Source organism: Aeromonas sp. 602658, assembly GCF_049173005.1.
GTDB classification, from domain to species: Bacteria; Pseudomonadota; Gammaproteobacteria; order Enterobacterales; family Aeromonadaceae; genus Aeromonas; species Aeromonas veronii_A.
The window spans coordinates 1-18,692 of the sequence record NZ_JAAKRF010000031.1 but is presented as its reverse complement, the minus strand read 5'-3'; the positions used below and the strand labels follow the sequence as shown (position 1 = coordinate 18,692).

Below are 18,692 nucleotides of genomic sequence, written 5' to 3'. Positions count from 1 at the left end.
TCTCATTGCCAGACCTGACAGTTCCATCCTGGATGTGGGCATTGGTTCGCCCCCGCCAAGCAGGAGCAGGCAGGCCGCTTCATTGTTATTAGTGAATAAAACCCATGTTTTTATGCGATTGCTCGAGCTGGATATTACCAAATGGGTAAAAAGAATGATGATTTATCAGAGGGGGGCTTGCGCTAGATCAATTACCGAGAGCACCAACAGACAGAAATGAGATCCCGGTTAAATTATTAAGAAAGTCAGAATATTGGAAGTGTAATGAGTCTCTGTGGCGGGACGGAGCGACACCTGAGGTATGCCTGTGTTATTTGGCAAGGCATGCAGGGTTATCTGTCATATCAATTATCTATTTATGGGTATAAAAATAATAAATGAATAAATATTCTTTTTTTGAGAGGGCTGTCGGTTACAGTCTGTACGGGCCGGGCGTTCCGCCGATGGGCGAGATGGTCGGCAACATCAATGAGAGAAGCCGGCAATGCCGGCTCCTCTCAGGTCTTATCGTGATCAGATACTGTTTGGGTTGCAGCCCCAAAGGCATGGTGGTGAACCAACGAATACCCCGGCTTCGGGGTTTACACCAGCGGATATGGTCACGCTCATCTTATGCCAGAGCCTGGGCCAGCAGATGAATGGGATGCTCGCAGCGGAAGCTGGTGCTCATCTCGATCTGCCATTTGCAGGTCTCGCAATCGGTGATCACCAGATCGGGGGAGAGGCGGTTGATCTGATCAAACAGCCCCTCGCCGATGGTCTGGCTGGTCTGGTAGTTCTCCGACTTGAAGCCGTAGGTGCCGGCGATACCGCAGCACTGGGACTCCAGTACCGTCACCTTGACCCCGGGAATGGCGCGCAGCAATTCGAGGGTGTAGATGACGCCGCCCATCTTCTCCATGTGGCAGGGGGTGTGGTAGGCGATGTGCAGATTGAGCGGCTTCATCGCCGGTTTGTTGCCCTTGTAGAACTCGTTCCACAGGAAGCGGGTCACCAGCGAGATGCGATCCCGCACCTTGTGGTTGTCCTGCTCCAGCAGGTGGGGATATTCATCGCGCAGGGTAAAGCCGCAGGTGGAGGAGGTGGCCAGCAGCGGCATCTCGTTGCCCAGCAGGGTGTTCTCCAGCTGCTTGATGTTGAAGGCTGCCTGCTGCTTAGCCTTGTCCATGAAGCCGTTGGCAATCAGCGGCACGCCGCAGCACTTCTCCCGTTCCAGCAGCTGAACGCCGATGTTCATGGCGTTGAGCACCTGCACCAGCTCCTTGCCAAGTTGCGGGTGGTTGTAGTTGACGTAGCAGCCGTGGAAGTAGGCGATCTGGCGCTCGAAGCGGGCCTGACTCGCTTTCTGCTTCTTGTACCAGCCGCGGAAGGTGCCCTGGGAGTATTTGGGCAGATCGCGATGGGAGGAGACCCCCAGCGCCTTGTCCAGCACCAGCTTCATCGGTTTGAGGCCGGTGGTGAAGTTGACCACCGGCGCCATCAGGGTAGACATGCTGCCCATCAGATCGGTGTGGGAGAGCACGAACTCGCGGATCCCCGGCTTGAAGCCGCTGTACTGGTGCTTGGCCTTGGCGATGATATCGCCGATGCGCACCCCGCTCGGGCAGGCTACTTCGCAGCGTTTGCAGTTGGTGCAGTGCTTGAGGGCGCTATCGAACAGCTCGGGGCTCTTGATCCGCAGCCGCTCGCCATCCGGGCCCGCCTGTTTCGGGCCGGGGTAGGCAGGGTTGGCCTTGGCCACCGGACAGTAGGCGGTACAGACGGTGCATTTGATGCACTGATCGAAAGTTTGGTTGGCGTGATCCAGTAGCATGTCAGTTCTCCTCCCGGCGATGATGAAGACACGGGATATGGGACGTAGTAATCATTGGGCCGCGCCCAGAATATGGCCGGCAGCCTGCCAGCCGGTGGCAACGGCAACGCCGGAGCCGGAACCTTCACGAATTGGGTCGTAATGGGCCAAGACACTGCCCGCGCCATAGAGGTTGGTGAGCGGCTTGCCGCCACGCAGCACTCTGAGCTTGTCGTCGGTCTTGACCCCGAAGCCCATGAAAGGGTGATGGTCGAACAGGCGGCGACCGGCCCAGGCATCACGCTCCTCCAGACTCAACACATCGGCATCGAAGATGGGTTCGCGAATGCCACGCAGACGGGATTCCAGCCCACGGCTGAAGAAGCTGCCGGAGGCGAGCACGAAGTTGTCCGCCTCGAACAGCTGATCATCGCCATTCTGGGTATGTACGCCGACCACCCGGTCACCTTCGTAGCGGGCGCCCAGCACCCGCTCGCTGGTGAGGAAGGTGCCACCAAGGGCCATAAAGCGGCGCTTGAGCGCCTCCTGCATTCTCATTCCGATCAGAGACGGCGGCATGGTGGCCACCTCCTTGATGGTGCAGCCGGTGCGCTGCTCCAGCTCCGCCAGACGCGGGCCAACCAGCCCCAGCGAAAGGCAGGCGGGCAGCACGATATGGCGGCAGCCGGGTACACCGCTCTCCTGCACCATGCGGCTGATCTCGCGGGCCAGATCGGCCATCAGATGATGCTTGTCACAGAGGCGCGCGATGTCGGCTGAGCGAAACTCGTGGGGATTGCGGCTGAATTCCGCCAGCTGGGGCAGGCGGATTTCGCCAGTCAGAATGTGGCAGTGGGCAAAACGCGGATGGGTCGCCAGATTGGCGGCCGCCAGTGCCGGATGAAAGTCGCGAAAGCCCTCGAGGGTGGCCAGCAGCAGTACATCCGGGATCGGCGCATCTGTGACGCAGGCACAAGTATCGGGGGAGAGCCAGGTACGCTTGAGGGTGCCGATGGGGGTCAGGCGCTGGTGATTGGTGTCGTGGCGCACCAGCGGCAACCCCTGCTCGGCGCAGTGGCGCTGCAGATCGGCCAGGCTCGCTTCGATATTTTGCATTCCGACTTTGCTGTAGGGGTGATCCGGATGGGCTGCCATAAAGGCAGGCAGGGCGGCGCGGGGATCCCCCTCGCTTTCGAGCAGATCGACCGAGCCGGAGGAGAAGTGCAGGGCACTCTGGCCGGAGGCCATCAGCAGGGTCTTCTGGCCCGCCTCCACCAGCCGCAGGGCTGCCGAGAGTCCCGCCATGCCACCGCCGATAACGATATTGTCAAACTTCATGACGGCTCTCCTTGTGAGTGGTCTCGCTGGTTGGGTCGCGTGGGGTATCGGCAACCAGCTGCGGCGTCGTCCATTCCCCCAGGCCAAACAGCCCTTCGTAGATCCAGTTGGTAAACTCGGCCTCGCGCAGGGCATCGCCCCACAGAACGGGGCGGGTTCCCTTGTAACGCTCCTCAAGGAACTGGCGCAGCATGACGCAGGCCTGACGGCCATCTGCCTTGCCGTACTCCTGCATCAGACCGGCGGCGCGGTAGGCGCAGAGCTCCCCCTGACAGGGCCCCATTCCCAGACGGGTGCGGCGGCGCAGATCGATGAGGTTGTCCACATCCAGCTCGCGCAGGGCGTATTCGATTTCACCCGCGGTGACCATTTCGCACTCGCAGATCAGGGCGTTGGCCTTGGGATTGTCACGGAAGAAGGCAATGACCCGCTCGCCGTGGCGGTATTGGGCTGATCCTTCGACCGGCACCGAGAGACCGGGAGCGGAGACCTTTTCCGGATCCCGTGAGCCGGGCAGGCTCAGTTCGGCGGTCTGGCAAGGCTTGCTGTTGTCGAGTTTCTTGGCCAGCAGATCGGTGGCCCATTCCGCCATCAGGCGGTAGGTCATCAGCTTGCCGCCGGTGATGGTGTTGAAGCCCTTGAGACCGTCGCGCTCGGCGTGATCCAGCAGCACGATACCGCGGCTGATGTTGCGGCCGGTGTCGTCACCGTCCACCGCTACCAGCGGGCGCACCCCGGCGTAGGCGCGCAGCAGACGGGTGCGCGCCATGATGGGGGCGAGCTTGATACCTTCGCGCAGCAACACTTCGACCTCTTCGGGTTCGACGGTGAGCTGGTCAATCTTGTTGTAATCGATGCGACTCGAGGTGGTGCCTATGAGGGAGATGGTGTCGCCTGGCACCAGAATGTCCGCATCCGCCGGTTTGCGAGCACGGTTGAGCACCAGCTGGTTGATCCGGTAATCCATGATGAGCAGGGAGCCCTTGGCCGGGAACATGCGGATGCCGAGATCGGCGTATTCGCAAATTTGCTGGCCCCAGATGCCGGCGGCGTTAATCACCTCCTGACACTCCACCTCGAACGCTTCGCCGGTGCGGGTATTGATCGCCTTGACCCCGTGTACCCGATCTTGCGTGCGCAGCAGCCCCAGCACCTTGCAGTGGGTGAAAATGCGGGCGCCATGTTCTTTCGCGTCCAGCACGTTGGCTGCGGCGAGGCGGAACGGATCGACCGTGCCATCCGGCACATGGATGGCGCCGATCATCGCCGGGTTGGCGTTGGGCTCCATGCGCAGGGCTTCACCGGGATCGAGCTGGCGGGTTTCGATACCGGCCAGAGCGCAGGCATCCATAAAGGTGGTTTGGAAATTGATGTCATCTTCCGGCAGGGTGAGGAAGAGGCCGCCCGTGTCCTCGACACAGTGGCTGGCGATCCGCTTGAGGATGCGGTTTTCCTGGATGCATTCGCGGGCGGACTCCTGATCCGTCACCGCGTAGCGGGCACCGGAATGGAGCAGGCCGTGGTTGCGGCCGGTGGTGCCGGCGGCGATATCATCGCGCTCGAGCAGGATGCAGTCGATGCCGCGCAGTGCGCAATCGCGCATGATGCCGGCCCCTGTGGCACCGCCGCCTATGATGACGACTTGTGTAGTTATTCTTTTCATTGTTGCCCGTCTCATCTCTTCCAGATGAGGCCAGTGTGGCCTACTTCTGAGTGGAAATGTTTGATATGGGCCAAATTTGCGCTCGAAAACGCTCATTTGCTCGCGCGTTAATGAGCATTATGTGACATTTGTCACGCTTGTTATCGCATCGGTTTGTGGGTTGGTGGCGAATAACAGGCACAAAAAAGGGGCATCGGATGCCCCTTGTCACTGTTTGACGAGTCTGGTGGGTGTGTTAGGGGTCAGCCGCAGCACTTTTTGTGTTTTTTGCCGCTGCCACAGGGGCAGGGATCGTTGCGCCCCGCCTTGAGGGGCGCCGGATCCTGCTCTCCCTCGGTGTAGACCCAGCGGCCCTGATAACGCACGAAGCGAGAGCGCTCATGGAGGCAGTGACGCTCATTCCCTTCCAGAAACCAGGCTTTGAACTCCACCATCCCGGTTTCATCCTCCGGGCCGCCCTGGCTGGCGATGATTTCGAGACCATCCCAGCGGGTTTCGATGCGTGAAAGCTCTTCGGCGGTGAGACCGCCAAGGTGGGCCGGGTGCCAGCTATAGACCAGATACTCCCCCAGACCAAGCACAAAAGCACTGTAGCGCGAGCGCATCAGCTGCTCCGGGGTGTCAGCCACCGCGCCACTGTGACGTAAGCCACAGCACAATTCGAGAGAAAGGGTTGAGCCGCAAGGACAAAGATTCATGATTTTCACGTTCTGGCCGATTTGTTTAAGGGAATTGTAACGAAAGCTGGGCTCGCCCTGCCAGCACCTATACTGATGGGTAAGCAAGGAATTCCAATAAAAACAGCTGCAAGGATGTGAAAGATGACGCTAAAACAGAAAATCCTGTTATTGGGTGCAGTACCCGTGCTGCTGATGGCCCTGGTGGTCAATCTCAGTAACTACATGGTCTCCAAGAGCGACCTGGAGTCTGAGCTGGTGGTGGCGAGGGAGAATGCCATCAAGGAGCGTAAAGCGCTGCTCAGCAGTTACATCATGATGGCCAAAACCGCCGTCGATGCCGTTTATGCACAGCCGGATTCTCCGGAAAATCGTCAGAAGGTCAAAGAGCTGCTCAGGCCGTTGCGTTACGGCAGCGATGGCTATTTCTTTGTCTATGACTTCGAGGGCAATACCATATTGCTGCCTACCCGTGCCGAGCTGGAGGGAAAAAATCGCTGGAACGACAAGGATGCCAAGGGCAAGTTGCTGATCCAGGACATTATCAAGGTGGCCCGTCAGGGGGATGGCTTTGCCGAGTACTGGACGGCCAAACCTTCCATTGGTCGTGATGCTCCCAAGCTCGCCTACAACATTGCGCTCGACAAATACCAGTGGGTTATCGGTACCGGTTTCTATATCGATGACATCGACAACGAGCTGGCGGCCCTGCGCGCCGAGCGCGAAAGCAATATGCACGAGTCGCTGCAGAGCAGTGTGCTGGTGATCTTGCTGATCCTGGGTGTCACCCTGGCGGCGACCGTGATCGTGGGGAATCGGGTTACCAAGCCGCTGGCTGATGCCGTGCTGGCATTGAACGATATTGCCAATGGTGACGGGGATCTGACCCAGCGGCTCAAGGTGCAGAGTCAGGACGAGATTGGCCAGCTGGCCAGCGCTTTCAACCGCTTTGTCGAGCGGATCCAGTCGGTGGTGAGTCAGGTGGGCGAGACCAGCAACCACCTCTTTAGCGCGGTCGACAAGTTGCACCATCTGAGCGAGCACTATGACCATCAGATGCAGGGTCACAGTCGCGAGACCGATCAGGTGGTCACCGCGGTGACCGAGATGAGCTCCACTGCCCAGGAGGTGGCGGCCAGTGCTTCCAATGCCGCGACAGCAACCAGTGATGCCGCCCGTGAGTCCGACGCAGCTCGTGGTGTGGTCAGTACGGCTATCAACAGCATCAACCGACTGGTGGGGGAGGTGCATACTGCTGCTGGCGTCATCGCACAGTTGGCCCAAGAGACCGCCAAGATTGGCTCGGTGGTGGAGGTCATTCGCGGCATTGCCGAGCAGACCAACCTGTTGGCGCTGAATGCCGCTATCGAGGCGGCCCGTGCCGGTGAGCAGGGTCGCGGCTTTGCGGTGGTGGCGGATGAAGTGCGTTCGCTGGCCGGTCGTACCCAACAGAGCACCAAAGAGATCAATGAGATGCTCCAGCGCTTGCAAGGGGGGGTGAAGCAGGCGGTGGATGTGATGCAGGCGAGCGAGGATCGCAGTCAGGAGACGGTGCAGGAGGCAAGCCATATTGCCAGCTCCCTCGACAGCATGGTGATGGCTGTCAGTACCATCAACGATATGAATATCCAGATCGCTACCGCCGCCGAAGAGCAGCATGCGGTGTCGGAGGAGATCAACAAGAACCTGGTAGCGATCCAGCAGATCGTCAGCGAGCTGACCGACGCAGCCATGGAGTCCAACAGCACCACCCGCGATCTGGCCAATACCGGTGACAAATTGCGCAAACTGGTCTCCCAGTTCCGTTATTGAGCCCGACCATCTCGGTGATATTCACTCAACAATGCGGTCTGAACCCCGGTTCAGACCGCGCTTTATTTGGGGATCGAGCAATAATGTGTGAAAATCGGTGGCCCCAGTTTCAGCCCTTAATCCATACCCTATGAATGAGATCGTGAAAGGCAGTATCGATTTGATCCGTCAGCTCAACTATGGCCTGGTCTATGCCAGTCTGGAGGAGCACAAGGAGCTGTCGCGCACCGATCTCTCCCGCCTGACCGGCCTCTCGCCTGCCAGCATCACCAAGATCACTCGTGAACTGCTCGATGGTGGTCTGGTGGTGACCTGTGGCGAAAGTTCGGTGGGGCGCGGTCGTCGTCAGACCCTGCTGCGCATCAACGAGCGCCGCTTCCAGTTTCTCTCCATGCGTCTTGGTCGTGGTTACGTGGATATGGCGCTGTTCGACTTTTCAGGCCGCTCCCTGGCCCGCCATCGCCATCTCTTTACCGAGCTTGAGCGTAACGACCTGCTGGGCAGCTTAGTACATGCGATCCAGGGGTTCTTGCCGAGAAAGTCCCTCAATCTGGCTTGTATCGCTCTCTGTCTACCCGGACAGGTAGAGCGTCACTCCGGCATGGTCAAACATTTCCCCTTCTATGATCTGCGCAACTGGCCGCTTGGGCCGACCTTGCAGGAGGTGTTCTCGGTACCTGTGCTGGTGAGTGGTGATGTGCGCACCTGGATCCAGGCAGAGCGGGAGTGGGGGGCCGCCAAAAATTGCGCCGATGCGGTGCTGGTGTTTGTCCACAACGACATCGGGGTTGGCATGGTGGTCAATGGCCAGCTCATCGAGAGCGAGAATGCGCTGCTCGGGGATCTCAGCCATCTGCAGCTCGAGCCCTATGGCCAGCGCTGCTACTGCGGTGGCTTTGGCTGCGCCTGCACCCTAGTGACCAATCAGGCGCTGGAGGCGCAATACCGGGATCTGCGCGAACGGATGCAGGAGCACGACTTGCCCGAGAGCGTCACCATCCGCGAGCTGTGCGAGCTGGCGCTGGCGGGCAACGGCCTCTGTCAGGATATTCTCCATCAGGCGGCGGGCCGCCTCTCCAAGGTACTCTCCAATCTCATCTGCCTGCTCAATCCGGGCAAGCTGCTGCTGGGGGGCGAGATCACTCGTGCCGATCGGCTGCTGTTCCCCATGCTGCACCAGTCGCTGGCCAGCCAGTTACCCGCCGAATATCTGGTGCGGCTGCAGATTGAATCGACCCACTTCTACGAAGATCCCACCAAGCCCACTTCGGTGCAGGTGCACAAGGCACTGCGCGATGGCAGCCTGTTGCTGGAGCTGCTGCGCAGCTGTCAGGAGTCGTAAGGCAAGAGGTGTTGGCACTGTGTCTGGCGAAAGGGGCAGGCATTGCTGTTCCGCCAGCGCGTAACTCGGTACAATCTTGCCCTTTTCCGGCAGACCCCCCTGTTTTCGGGCGCTTACAGCGCCGTGACATGTTGGCACCACTGCCGTTCCTGTTTTGACTCCAGTTGTGAACCTAGATGAAGCCTGTTCCTGATCACGCCGTCAACCGCCTGCGGGCCTGGCGCAAGAGTATCTCTACTCGACCGTTTCTTGCCCGTGGCGGCACCCTGGCCCGCTGTCCGGCCTGTCAGCTGCGCGAAGACTGGTGTGCCTGCGAGTGGCGCCCCGAACTCAAAGCAGAGGCAGGTTTCTGCCTGCTGATGTATGACAGTGAGCCGATGAAACCCTCCAACACCGGTCGCCTCATTGCCGATGTGTTGCCGGACACTACCTGGGCGTTTCTCTGGTCACGTACCCAGCCCCATCCCGAGCTGCTGGCCCTGCTGGCCGATCCAGCCTGGCAGCCCTATGTGGTCTTTCCCGCTTGCGAGAAGGAGCCTGCCCGCCTGACCGGCGAGGTGACGCTGGCACCGGGTAAAAAACCGCTCTTTATCCTGCTCGATGGCACCTGGCCGGAGGCGCGCAAGATGTTCAACAAGAGCCCCTATCTCGACGGATTTCCGGTGCTCGCCATCAAGCCCGATGCGCTCTCGACCTATGGGATGCGGGTGGCCAACTGCGACGAGCACCTCTGCACCGCCGAAGTGGCGGCCTGCGTGCTGGAAGTGGCGGGGGAGCTCAAGGCGGGGCAGGCATTGCAGCACTGGTTCAATCTGTTCAGCAGACGCTACATGGCCGGTCGGGTCAGCCGTTTCCCCGGTGCCGATGAGGATCATCTATGTGAGGCGCTGGCGGCCATCAAGGAAGCGGAAGTCCCGTCACCCGCGCTGTAACGGGCCCTCTGAGGGTTGGGGCAGGGGCGTGGCCGCTCAAATTAATGAAAATCAGGAATCAATTGGCTGCCACTGTTTCGTTAGATTCATGGTCAGTGGCCCGCTAGGATAGCGGACAGCCTGTGCTCCCCGCACAACGTCGTTTTGGTGTTCTCCGGTTGCCCAACCCCTTAGGGCAACCCACTCTCGTGAGGTCTATGGATGGAATTGGAACTGGTTACCCTGTTTGCCCTGTTCGGTGTAGCGCTTGTCGCCGGCTTTATCGATGCCATCGCCGGTGGCGGCGGTCTGCTGACGGTGCCAGCGTTGCTCGCCACCGGCATGCCGCCCGCGCTGGTGCTCGGCACCAACAAGCTGCAGAGCAGTTTTGGCTCCTTCTCCGCCACCTGGTTCTATGCCCGCAAGGGGCTGCTGGAGTGGGCCATGATCTGGCCTGCGGTGATCTGCACTTTTATCGGTGCGGCTATCGGCACGCTGGCGGTGCAGACCATAGACGCCGCCATTCTCGAGCGCCTGCTCCCTTTCCTGCTGATGGCCTTTGCCTGCTACTTCTACTTCTCGCCGCGGGTAAGCGATGCCGAGAGCTCCCGCCGTCTGACTCCCATGCTGTTTGCGTTGCTGGTGGGGGGCGGTGTCGGCTTTTATGACGGCTTCTTCGGGCCGGGCACAGGTTCTTTTTTTGCCATCGGTTTCGTAGCGCTGGCGGGTTTTGGCATGGCGCGCGCCACCGCCCATACCAAGCTGCTCAACTTCACCTCGAATATCGCCTCCCTGCTGTTCTTTGCCCTCGGTGGCAAGGTGGTGTGGAGTGTCGGTTTTTGCATGGCGCTGGGACAGTTTATCGGCGCCCGCTTTGGCTCCAAGATGGTGCTGAAAAAAGGGGTGAAGCTGATCAAGCCACTGTTGGTGACCGTCTCCTTGCTGATGTCTGCCAAGCTGGTGTGGAGCCAGTATCCGGAGCTATTTGCCTGGATCTGAGTTGCGGGGAGTGTACGACGAATCGGATGTTTACGGGGCCCTTGGGCCCCGTTGTCATATCTGGTGTTTTACAGCGCTAGCGCGGTGTGTCGCTGCAGTGGCGAAAGTGTTGGTGCAGGGCGCTCACCAGCCTGGCGATCCGCTCTCGCTTTAGGCTGTTTGGCCGGTAGACCAGATGCAGGGGACGGCCCAGCCCGGGCAGTGGGCGGGCCATCTCCCCCTGTTCTCCCACCAGCCCCAGCAGGCCAGCGGGGAGCAGTACAGGGCCAATGCCTGCCTTGGCGAGTTCGATGAGCGCCAGATAGGAGTCGAGCTCCATGGCGGGCTCCAGCCCCAAATCAGCCAGCGGTTCGCGCAGGTAGCGGTTGGAGGGGTTCTCCAGATCCATGGTGAGGATCTTGCGCCTGCTTTCTGCGCTGGCTGGCGGCAGGCTCTGCTGCGCCTCGCCAACCAGATAGAAGGGCTCCTCAAGCAGCAGATCGGCGCCGAGGCCATGGCCGGGTGGGAGCCGACCGGCGCAGATGCCGAGCAGGGCATCACCGCTGCGCACCCGCGCCAGAATGACCGGGGTGTGGTGGGTAGAGAGGGCAAGGTGGGGATCGCGCTCCAGATAGTCGCGCATAAAGTGGGCGAGATAACCCGCCAGCAGGGTTTCGGAGCAGGCGATGGGGAGGGGGCTCTGATCCGCCAGATCCTGACTATCGGCAAGCACCCCCTTCATTTCGGCCAGACTCGGGGCCACTCGCTCCAATAGCTCCTGCGCCTGCGGGGTGAGGCGGATCTGGCGCCCCTCCGGCTCGATCAGCTTCTTGCCAAGGCGCAGCTCCAGCTGGGCAATCCGCTTGCTTACCGCCGACTGGCTGATATAGAGGCGACTGGCCACCTTGGCCATGGTCCCTTCACTCGCCAGCAGGCTCAGCGTCTCCAGCCCTTCCAGTAACATCTCGCCCTCTCGTGTCGCCACCATACATATCGAATGGCGCTACCTTAGGGGCTGACTGGTTCAGGAGCAAGGGTCGTTTGCTGCCTTGGCCGGTCGAATGCGCCATTCGCTGAGGGGCGGAGCGAAGATCACCAGATTGCCGATCAGGCTCACCACCACTCCGGCCACCGAGACCGGCTGCCAGACAAAACCTTCGTAAAAGGTGGAAAGGGTAAGCGCCACCAGCGGAAAGAGCACGGTGGCGTAGGAGGCCTTGCTGGCCCCGATGCGCCCCACCAGGGTCAGGTAGGCGGTAAAGGCGATGACCGAGCCAAACAGGGCGAGATAGACCATGGCCGCCAGATAGTGGCTGTCGGTCGGCACCACCAGCTGCTGACCGAGCAATGTGACCCAGCCCAGCAACAGCACCACGCCGTAAACCATGCCCCAGGGCACCATCTGCAACACATGGTAGCCGTGGCGCTGGCCGCGGGCCGAGACCAGATTGCCCAGCGAAAAACAGAGGGTGCCGCCGCAGGCGAGCAGCAGCCCCTTCCAGCCGTTTGTACCCAGTTGCGCATTTGCCAGCACCGGCCAGAACAGTAACAGGGTGCCAAAGAGCCCCAGCAAGGAGCCTTGCAGCCAGCGCAGGGTGGGGCGCTTGCGCTCGAACAGCCAGAGGTTGAGGCCGTTGAAGATGCTGGCACTGGCGAAGATCACCGCCGACATGCCGCTCGGGATGTAACGGGTGGCGTGGTAGAAGCAGAGAAAGTTGGTGGAAAAGAGCAGGGCTCCGAGCAACGCGGCGTAACGCTGGCCGTGCAAGGGGAGGCGTGGAAAGCGGCCGCTGGCGGTGAGCAGGGCAAACAGTGCCACCGCTGCCAGCAGGAAGCGGTAGAGCACCGACACCTCGATGGGGATGGGGCCAAGTTGCCAGGCGATGGCAATCCAGGTGCTGCCCCAGATAAGTACGGTGGCAAAATAGAGCATCAGATTCATCACAGTTCCGGTGAGTCAGGGAGAGATGACCCACTATGGGGCGAGCCCTGATGGCTGGATTGCACCATCTTGCGGTTTTTCATCGCCTTGCGCTGTCATCTGCGGGCGCGGTTGGTAAGATGGATGGCTGCGGCATAATACGTACACCTGAACAGGCGGCAGGGGCGAATGAAAACAGCAGGGGTATTTGATGCACTGGTCAGCACCGGCGCCCGGCTGGAGGACGCCTGCTGGCTCGAACCCGGGCTCGGGGTGGCCAGTTGGCGCAATTGCTATGACCAGACCCGCTATCACAAGCCGGGCCACCACACCCTGAGCGTCTATCTGCAAGGAGGCGAGCAGACCGAGCGACTCGATGGGCCGGGTGGCCACGGTGGCACCGGCAAGGTGTGCATCATGCCGGATCACCACAGATCCGAGTGGCTGGTGCGCGAAGAGTTTCGCTTCTTTCATCTCTACTTCACCCCGGCTCACCTCACCCGTATCGCCGAGGAGGCGTGTGACAAGGAGGGGCGCCACCTGCAACTGGTGGACAAGACCTTTATCGACGATCCGCAGGCGGCCGGACTGGTGCAGCGCCAGTTGATGCAACTGGAGTGGCAGCACGGGGTCGATCGGCTGGCACTCTCCCACGGCGCCTGGATGTTGATCCTCCACGCCTACCGCCACCACACCGAGGAGGCTCCCGGTTTGCCGCCTCTGCGCGGCGGGCTGGCGCCCGTGGTTATCAAACGGGTGCAGGAGTATCTGCAGGCCCATCTGGCCGACTCGGTCACGCTGGCAGAGCTGGCCCAGCAGGCGGGGCTGAGCGAGTATCACTTTGCCCGCATGTTCGGCCAGAGTCTCGGCTGCCCGCCCCACCGTTACCTGCTGGGGCTGCGGCTCAAACGGGCCAAGCAACTGTTGGCTGGCCCCGAGCCTCTGGCCAGCATCGCCAGTCAGTGTGGCTTCTCTTCCCAGGCCCATTTCGGTAATCGTTTTCGCGAGGCGTTTGGTTTGACGCCGGGGCAGTGGCGGGCGCAATTGTCATCTTCCCGTCACAGATAAGCCTGAGACTTTGGGCAAAAGAGGTGTACTCTCTACCACTTATCCATTGAAAGGAATGCCCATTGAATTATCGCAAACGTCAAATCCGTACCCGTCACCTTTGGTTCAGCCACTGGAATGCCCCGCAAGATCGCACCGCTGTCGTCACCCCTCCCGAACCTGCAGTGCCTCACAGTTCACGTTGAAAAAGCCCGGCTGCCGATAGGATTTTCCAGTTAACTTTGCCACTATTGCTCAATCTGAGTGACGTGGACATTGCAGGATGTTTCTGGAACGTATTGAAGTAAAAGGTTTTCGTGGTATAAATCGTCTTTCGCTCGGGTTGGATCACACCACAGTGCTGATTGGCGAGAATACCTGGGGCAAGTCGAGCCTGTTGCGCGCGCTCTGGTGTCTGCTGGGGCAAAATGCCGAGCCCTATCAGTTCACCGCCGATGATTTTCACCAACCGGAAGATCCCGAGCTGGCCCCTTCGCGTCATCTGCAACTGGTGCTCACCTTCAGTGAGCACAGGCCACAAATGTGCCAGCATTCTCGCCGTCTGGCTCGTCTTGGCGCCTCCTGGGTGCTGCACAAGGACAAGTTTCATCGCATCCACTATCGTGCCAGTGCCGAGCTGCAAGCTGATGGCTCTGTGCTCACCATTCACGACTTTCTCGACGGGGTGGGCAAGAGCCTGCCTATTGCCAATACTAACGAATTGGTTAGCCTGCTGATCACCATGAACCCGGTGTTCCGGCTGCGGGACGCTCGCAGTGCCCGCAACGGGGTGGAAACCCTGCAGTGGGGAGATCTCTCGGAGCACAGACTCAGTGAACTGGCCGACAAGCTGATCGATGAGCCCCAGCGCATCGGGGAGCCGGAGTTGAAGGAGGCGCTGCAAGCAGTGCGCCAGCTGATGGATCACTATTTCAACGCTCTGGCCCCCATCAAGAACAAACCGCGCAGCCAGCGTGACATCATCAATCGTCCCATGACGTTGCGCAATCCTGGCAACCTGCACACCCTGCTGCGCCATGCCGATAACCGCACCCTGCAACTGGCGATGGCCGGGATGGCGGCGACCCTGCTGCAGGCGCGAGGCAATCGCGAGCTGGAGGAGGGGGCCCGTCCCATCATGATCCTGGAGGATCCTGAGAGCCGGCTGCACCCGACCATGCTGGCGCTGGCGTGGGGGCTGCTGGAACAACTGCCGGGCCAGAAGCTGCTCACCACCAACTCGGGAGATCTGCTCTCTTCCCTGCCGCTCAATCAGGTGCGACGACTGGTGCGCCGTCAGCAGGATATCCTCTGTCACCAGCTGGGGGGCGAGCGTTACAGCAGCGACGATCTGCGCAAGATCGCCTTCCACGTGCGGATCAACCGCCCCATGTCGCTGTTTGCCCGTTGCTGGCTGCTGGTGGAGGGGGAGACCGAGATCTGGCTGCTCTCCGAGCTGGCCCAGATCTGTGGTTACAGTTTGCGGGCCGAAGGGGTGCGGATTATCGAGTTTGCCCAGTGCGGCCAGTCACCGCTGATCAAGGTGGCGCGGGATTTTGGTATCGAGTGGCACCTGTTGACCGATGGCGACGAGGCGGGGCTCAAGTATGCTGCTTCGGCCCGGGGCCAACTCAAAGGGGAGCGGGAACGGGATCGGTTGACTCAGTTGCCAGCCTCTGACATTGAACATTACCTCTATCACAATGGTTTTGAAGCCGTGTTCCGGCGGGAAGCAGGGGTGGGCGGACGAGCCATGTGGAGTGCCAGTCATATCATCAATAAGGCGATTCATCACCGCAGCAAGCCGGGGATGGCACTGGCGGTGGTGGAAGAAGCCGAGCGGCTTGGTGCCGAGCATATTCCTCCCGTGCTGCGTCAGATGTTTGCGCGGGTAGTGGCACTGGCTCGCGGTCAGGTGTGAAGTCGGTGTGATAATGGGCCTGTCGGCTGCATCATGACCTTCGGGGCATCTGCTCATTTTTTGCCGGTCTGTTTGTCGTGATTGGGGATAGCCGCAGGTTTGGGTATACTCGCCCACTCTTCTCCGGCGCCCCGGTGGCGCTCCCGAATTCTTGCTGCTGGAGGCGTCATGTTCGTCCAACTCCCACTTTGGCTCTTTCCCCTTACCGGCTTGATGGCGCTTGGTGCCCTCATTGCCCTCGGTATCGTGTTATGGCGCGGTGATATCTGCCCCGGCCAGCGCTCACGCATCACTCAGCAGCTCTTCTCCATCTGGGTCATTACCGCGCTCTCCTTGATGCTGGCGGTAGAGGCCAAGGCGGCCAGTTGGCTGATCTGGAGTGGTGGTGCCGCACTGGTGCTCGGGGTCGGCTTGTCGCTGGCCCAGTCACGGCTGGAGGGCAAGCGTGCAGTCCCCTCAACGCTGCTCTGGCTACCGGCGTTGCCACTCGCTGTTTATGGCTTCGGGCTGCTGCAGCTGCAGGGCTGGGTGAGCGGTTTATTGCAGATGGTGATGCTGGGAGCGGCCTTTGCTCACCTGATGCTGTTGCGAGCCCGTCACCGCCTCAAGGCGTTTAATACTCTTCTGCCGCTGGCTGCGCTGGCGGGCGCCATGGCCAGCCTTATCTGGCTGGCCGTGCTGGTGGGCTGGCAAGGGGCTGAAGCCAATCTCGATGATCTGATCCCGGCGGTGGTGACACAGGCTGCCTTGTTGGTGGCTTCCCTGCTGCTCTGGTTCAGCCCGCTCTACTTGCAGCGTGATACCGCGCCTGTGGTGGTTTCCACTTCCCTGTGTGGCCTGCTTATCGCCCAGATTGCCGCTACCAGCGTGCTGTACCAGCTGATCTGACACTGGTACTGAAAAGAGCAAGCCCCGAGCCAAGGCCCGGGGCTTTTTCATATCTGACTCTCGAGAATCAATAGAAGTCATCGGCCCCGCAGATAAACAGGCAACTGCTGCGCGGCTGGGCCAGATACTCTCTGGTCAACCCTTCCAGTGGCATGCCGAAAGTGCAGATATCTTGCGGTGAGGGGAGGGCGGTATCGAGGATCCGCCGCCAGTAGCCGCCAACTCCCTTGGGCGGGCTGGGCAGGTTGAAGGTGAGGGGCTCCCAGTAGGCGTTAAACAGTACGTAAAGGGCCAGTCGGGTTTCGCTTGACAGGGCCGACATGGCGATGGCATGGGAGTGGGGACTGAAGTCTGGCTGCATGGCATTGACTCCGTGCCAGCAGATCTCGCTGTGCCGCAGGATTTCGGTGAGCGACAGTGGCATGCTCTCCTGCTCCGGGCGCTGGAACAGATGTTTGCGATATTGGATCAGCTCCTTCATGAAGCGGAACATCTCCTGGCTGCGGGGAGTTGGTTGCCAATCCATCCAGCAGGTCGCGTTGTCCTGACAGTAACCGTTGTTGTTGCCGTGCTGGGTGCGCAGCAGTTCATCCCCCATCAACAGCATCGGGGATCCCACCGATAACAGGGTTGCCACCATCATGTTCTTGGCTTGGCGCGTGCGCAGGGCATTGATCTGGGGATCGTCCGTTACCCCTTCATGGCCGTGGTTCCAGCTGAAGTTGTGATCACAGCCATCACGGTTCTGCTCGCCATTGGCCTCGTTATGCTTGTTGTTGTAGCTGGCCCAGTCCCACAGGGTAAAGCCGTCGTGGCAGGTGACGAAATTGATGCTCTTCTCGGGATCTGCATGGTGATAGTGATAGATATCGGGGCTACCGCACAACCGTTCGACAAAGGCGGTGACGCTGTTGTCATCCCCGCGCAGAAACCGGCGTACGTCGTCCCTGAACTGGCCGTTCCACTCACGCCAGCGGGCGCCGGCCAGTGATCCCACCTGATAGAGCCCCCCTGCATCCCAGGCCTCGGCGATCAGCTTGATATCGGCGATCTTGGGATCGGTATCTATGGTGCGCAGGGTCGGGGCATTGGCCTGTGGCTGGCCCGATTCATCCCGCGACAAAATGGCAGCCAGATCAAACCGGAAGCCATCGACGTGCATCTCCTGGCGCCAGAAGTGCAGGCTGTCCATGATCATCCGCAGTACCACCGGGTGTGCGCCGTTGAAGGTGTTGCCACAGCCCGAGTAGTTGGTGTCCTTCTGGTTGTTGTCGAGGATGTAGTAGGCCTCGTTGTCGATGCCGCGAAACGAGAAGGTGGGGCCATCATCTCCCCCCTCGGCGGTGTGGTTGTAGACCACATCCAGGATCACCTCGATATTGGCCCTGTGCAGCGCCTTGACCATATCGCGAAATTCGGTCAGCGGATCATCGCCACAGGCGTACTGGGCATGGGGGGCGAAAAAGGACATGGGGCTGTATCCCCAGTAGTTGGATAGCCCCCTGGGAGCATCCTGAGGATCGAACTGAAACACCGGCAGCAGTTCAACGGCGGTGACTCCGAGAGATTGCAGATAGGGGATCTTCTCAATCAATCCAAGATAGGTGCCCCGCAATGCAGGATCAACCCCGGAGCTCGGGGAGTTGGTAAACCCCCCCAGATGGAGTTCGTAAATCACCGAGCGGGAGAGAGAGTGAGCAGGCAGTTTGTCTCCTTCCCAGTTGTAGTGGCGGGTATCGACTACCCGATTTTTGGCGCAGCAAGCCATATTGCTGCCGGGGCGTGCAGCCGCCCATCGGTCATAGTTGGGGCCCAGTTCAATACTGCGCCCATAGGGATCGAGCAGAACCTTGTCACCATCAAAGCGGGTGCCACAATAGGGACGCCATGGTCCCTGGATACGGTAGGCGTAGCGTTGCCCGATGGGGAGTCCTTCAATATGGATATGCCAGTAGTAGGCAGTTCGGTTGAAACGGGGGGAGAGGGGAATTACCTCGGGACTATCATCTTCGGCACTGGAGAAAAGCAGCAGCTCTACCCGGCTGGCCAAGCGGGCCCAGATGGCGAAGTTGACGCCGCGGTTGTCGGGTGTCGCCCCCAACTGACGGCAGTGACCGGCGGAGATGCGCATATCATACCTACCCAAAATGAGGAGTGTTCATCTCACTGAGTGTAGTGCCTGGTATGTGGCTTTGACTCTATTGCCTGAAAAAACAGCATGATGCTGCTAATGTCCTCACTCTCTGTCTGATTAATCTACGAATAAACTTTTTTTGAGATATTTACTTGCAATCTGTGCGCTGGCGCCTATTATTGGCGACCTCAGACGCGGGGTGGAGCAGCTCGGTAGCTCGTCGGGCTCATAACCCGAAGGTCGTCGGTTCAAATCCGGCCCCCGCAAC

14 protein-coding genes and 1 tRNA gene are annotated in these 18,692 nt (G+C 60.1%); 8 read left to right on the top strand and 7 right to left on the bottom strand.

The features are described 5' to 3' along the window. Positions 1–610: 610 nt before the first annotated feature. From glpC to G5253_RS16715, 4 genes are all read right to left on the bottom strand, one after another. Positions 611–1,813 (bottom strand): anaerobic glycerol-3-phosphate dehydrogenase subunit GlpC, encoded by a 1,203-nt coding sequence (glpC, locus tag G5253_RS16730; protein ID WP_266134864.1) that lies wholly within the window; start codon positions 1,811–1,813, stop codon positions 611–613. A gap of 51 nt (positions 1,814–1,864) precedes the next feature. Beyond that, complete coding sequence (gene glpB, locus G5253_RS16725) at positions 1,865–3,130, bottom strand: glycerol-3-phosphate dehydrogenase subunit GlpB (RefSeq protein WP_266134865.1); 1,266 nt, start codon at positions 3,128–3,130, stop codon at positions 1,865–1,867. Next, on the bottom strand, positions 3,120–4,793 hold the full coding sequence (gene glpA / locus G5253_RS16720) for an anaerobic glycerol-3-phosphate dehydrogenase subunit A (RefSeq protein ID WP_266134866.1): 1,674 nt from the start codon (positions 4,791–4,793) through the stop codon (positions 3,120–3,122). The genes glpB and glpA overlap by 11 nt, the downstream gene beginning before the upstream one ends. Positions 4,794–5,035: 242 nt before the next feature. After that, positions 5,036–5,491: a YchJ family protein gene (locus G5253_RS16715; RefSeq protein WP_216953484.1), complete on the bottom strand. Its 456-nt coding sequence runs from the start codon at positions 5,489–5,491 to the stop codon at positions 5,036–5,038. 123 nt (positions 5,492–5,614) lie between these two features. Between G5253_RS16715 and G5253_RS16710 the strand changes: the two genes are divergently transcribed. The 4 genes from G5253_RS16710 to G5253_RS16695 all read left to right on the top strand — a co-directional run bounded on the left by G5253_RS16710 (position 5,615) and on the right by G5253_RS16695 (position 10,534). Next, a complete protein-coding gene (locus G5253_RS16710; RefSeq protein WP_266134867.1) occupies positions 5,615–7,282 on the top strand; it encodes a methyl-accepting chemotaxis protein in 1,668 nt (555 codons plus the stop codon). A 130-nt stretch (positions 7,283–7,412) separates the two neighbouring features. Then, positions 7,413–8,624, top strand: a complete 1,212-nt coding sequence (locus G5253_RS16705; RefSeq protein WP_164536668.1) for an ROK family transcriptional regulator — start codon at positions 7,413–7,415, stop codon at positions 8,622–8,624. Positions 8,625–8,800: 176 nt separating this feature from the next. Next, positions 8,801–9,556, top strand: coding sequence for a tRNA-uridine aminocarboxypropyltransferase (locus tag G5253_RS16700; protein ID WP_216953485.1), 756 nt, complete (start codon positions 8,801–8,803; stop codon positions 9,554–9,556). A 201-nt stretch (positions 9,557–9,757) separates the two neighbouring features. Further along, entirely contained in the window at positions 9,758–10,534 is a 777-nt protein-coding gene (locus G5253_RS16695; protein ID WP_005333472.1) for a TSUP family transporter, read from the top strand. A gap of 76 nt (positions 10,535–10,610) precedes the next feature. Here the strand turns inward: G5253_RS16695 and G5253_RS16690 are convergent, their stop codons facing one another. Beyond that, a complete protein-coding gene (locus tag G5253_RS16690; protein WP_266134868.1) occupies positions 10,611–11,477 on the bottom strand; it encodes a LysR family transcriptional regulator in 867 nt (288 codons plus the stop codon). A 60-nt stretch (positions 11,478–11,537) separates the two neighbouring features. Beyond that, a complete protein-coding gene (locus tag G5253_RS16685) occupies positions 11,538–12,455 on the bottom strand; it encodes a DMT family transporter (protein ID WP_266134869.1) in 918 nt (305 codons plus the stop codon). Positions 12,456–12,623: 168 nt separating this feature from the next. Here G5253_RS16685 and G5253_RS16680 point away from each other — a divergent pair, with 168 nt between their 5' ends. The 3 genes from G5253_RS16680 to G5253_RS16670 all read left to right on the top strand — a co-directional run bounded on the left by G5253_RS16680 (position 12,624) and on the right by G5253_RS16670 (position 16,290). Continuing rightward, positions 12,624–13,502, top strand: a complete 879-nt coding sequence (locus G5253_RS16680) for a helix-turn-helix domain-containing protein (RefSeq protein ID WP_266134870.1) — start codon at positions 12,624–12,626, stop codon at positions 13,500–13,502. A 262-nt stretch (positions 13,503–13,764) separates the two neighbouring features. After that, positions 13,765–15,402 (top strand): ATP-dependent endonuclease, encoded by a 1,638-nt coding sequence (locus G5253_RS16675; RefSeq protein ID WP_216953487.1) that lies wholly within the window; start codon positions 13,765–13,767, stop codon positions 15,400–15,402. A 168-nt stretch (positions 15,403–15,570) separates the two neighbouring features. Next, entirely contained in the window at positions 15,571–16,290 is a 720-nt protein-coding gene (locus G5253_RS16670; protein WP_151285685.1) for a hypothetical protein, read from the top strand. A 67-nt stretch (positions 16,291–16,357) separates the two neighbouring features. Here the strand turns inward: G5253_RS16670 and glgX are convergent, their stop codons facing one another. Next, a complete protein-coding gene (gene glgX, locus G5253_RS16665) occupies positions 16,358–18,421 on the bottom strand; it encodes a glycogen debranching protein GlgX (RefSeq protein WP_151285686.1) in 2,064 nt (687 codons plus the stop codon). A 196-nt stretch (positions 18,422–18,617) separates the two neighbouring features. On the opposite strand from glgX, the gene G5253_RS16660 reads away from it, so the two are divergent. Further along, positions 18,618–18,691, top strand: a tRNA-Met gene (locus tag G5253_RS16660). Position 18,692: the final 1 nt, after the last annotated feature.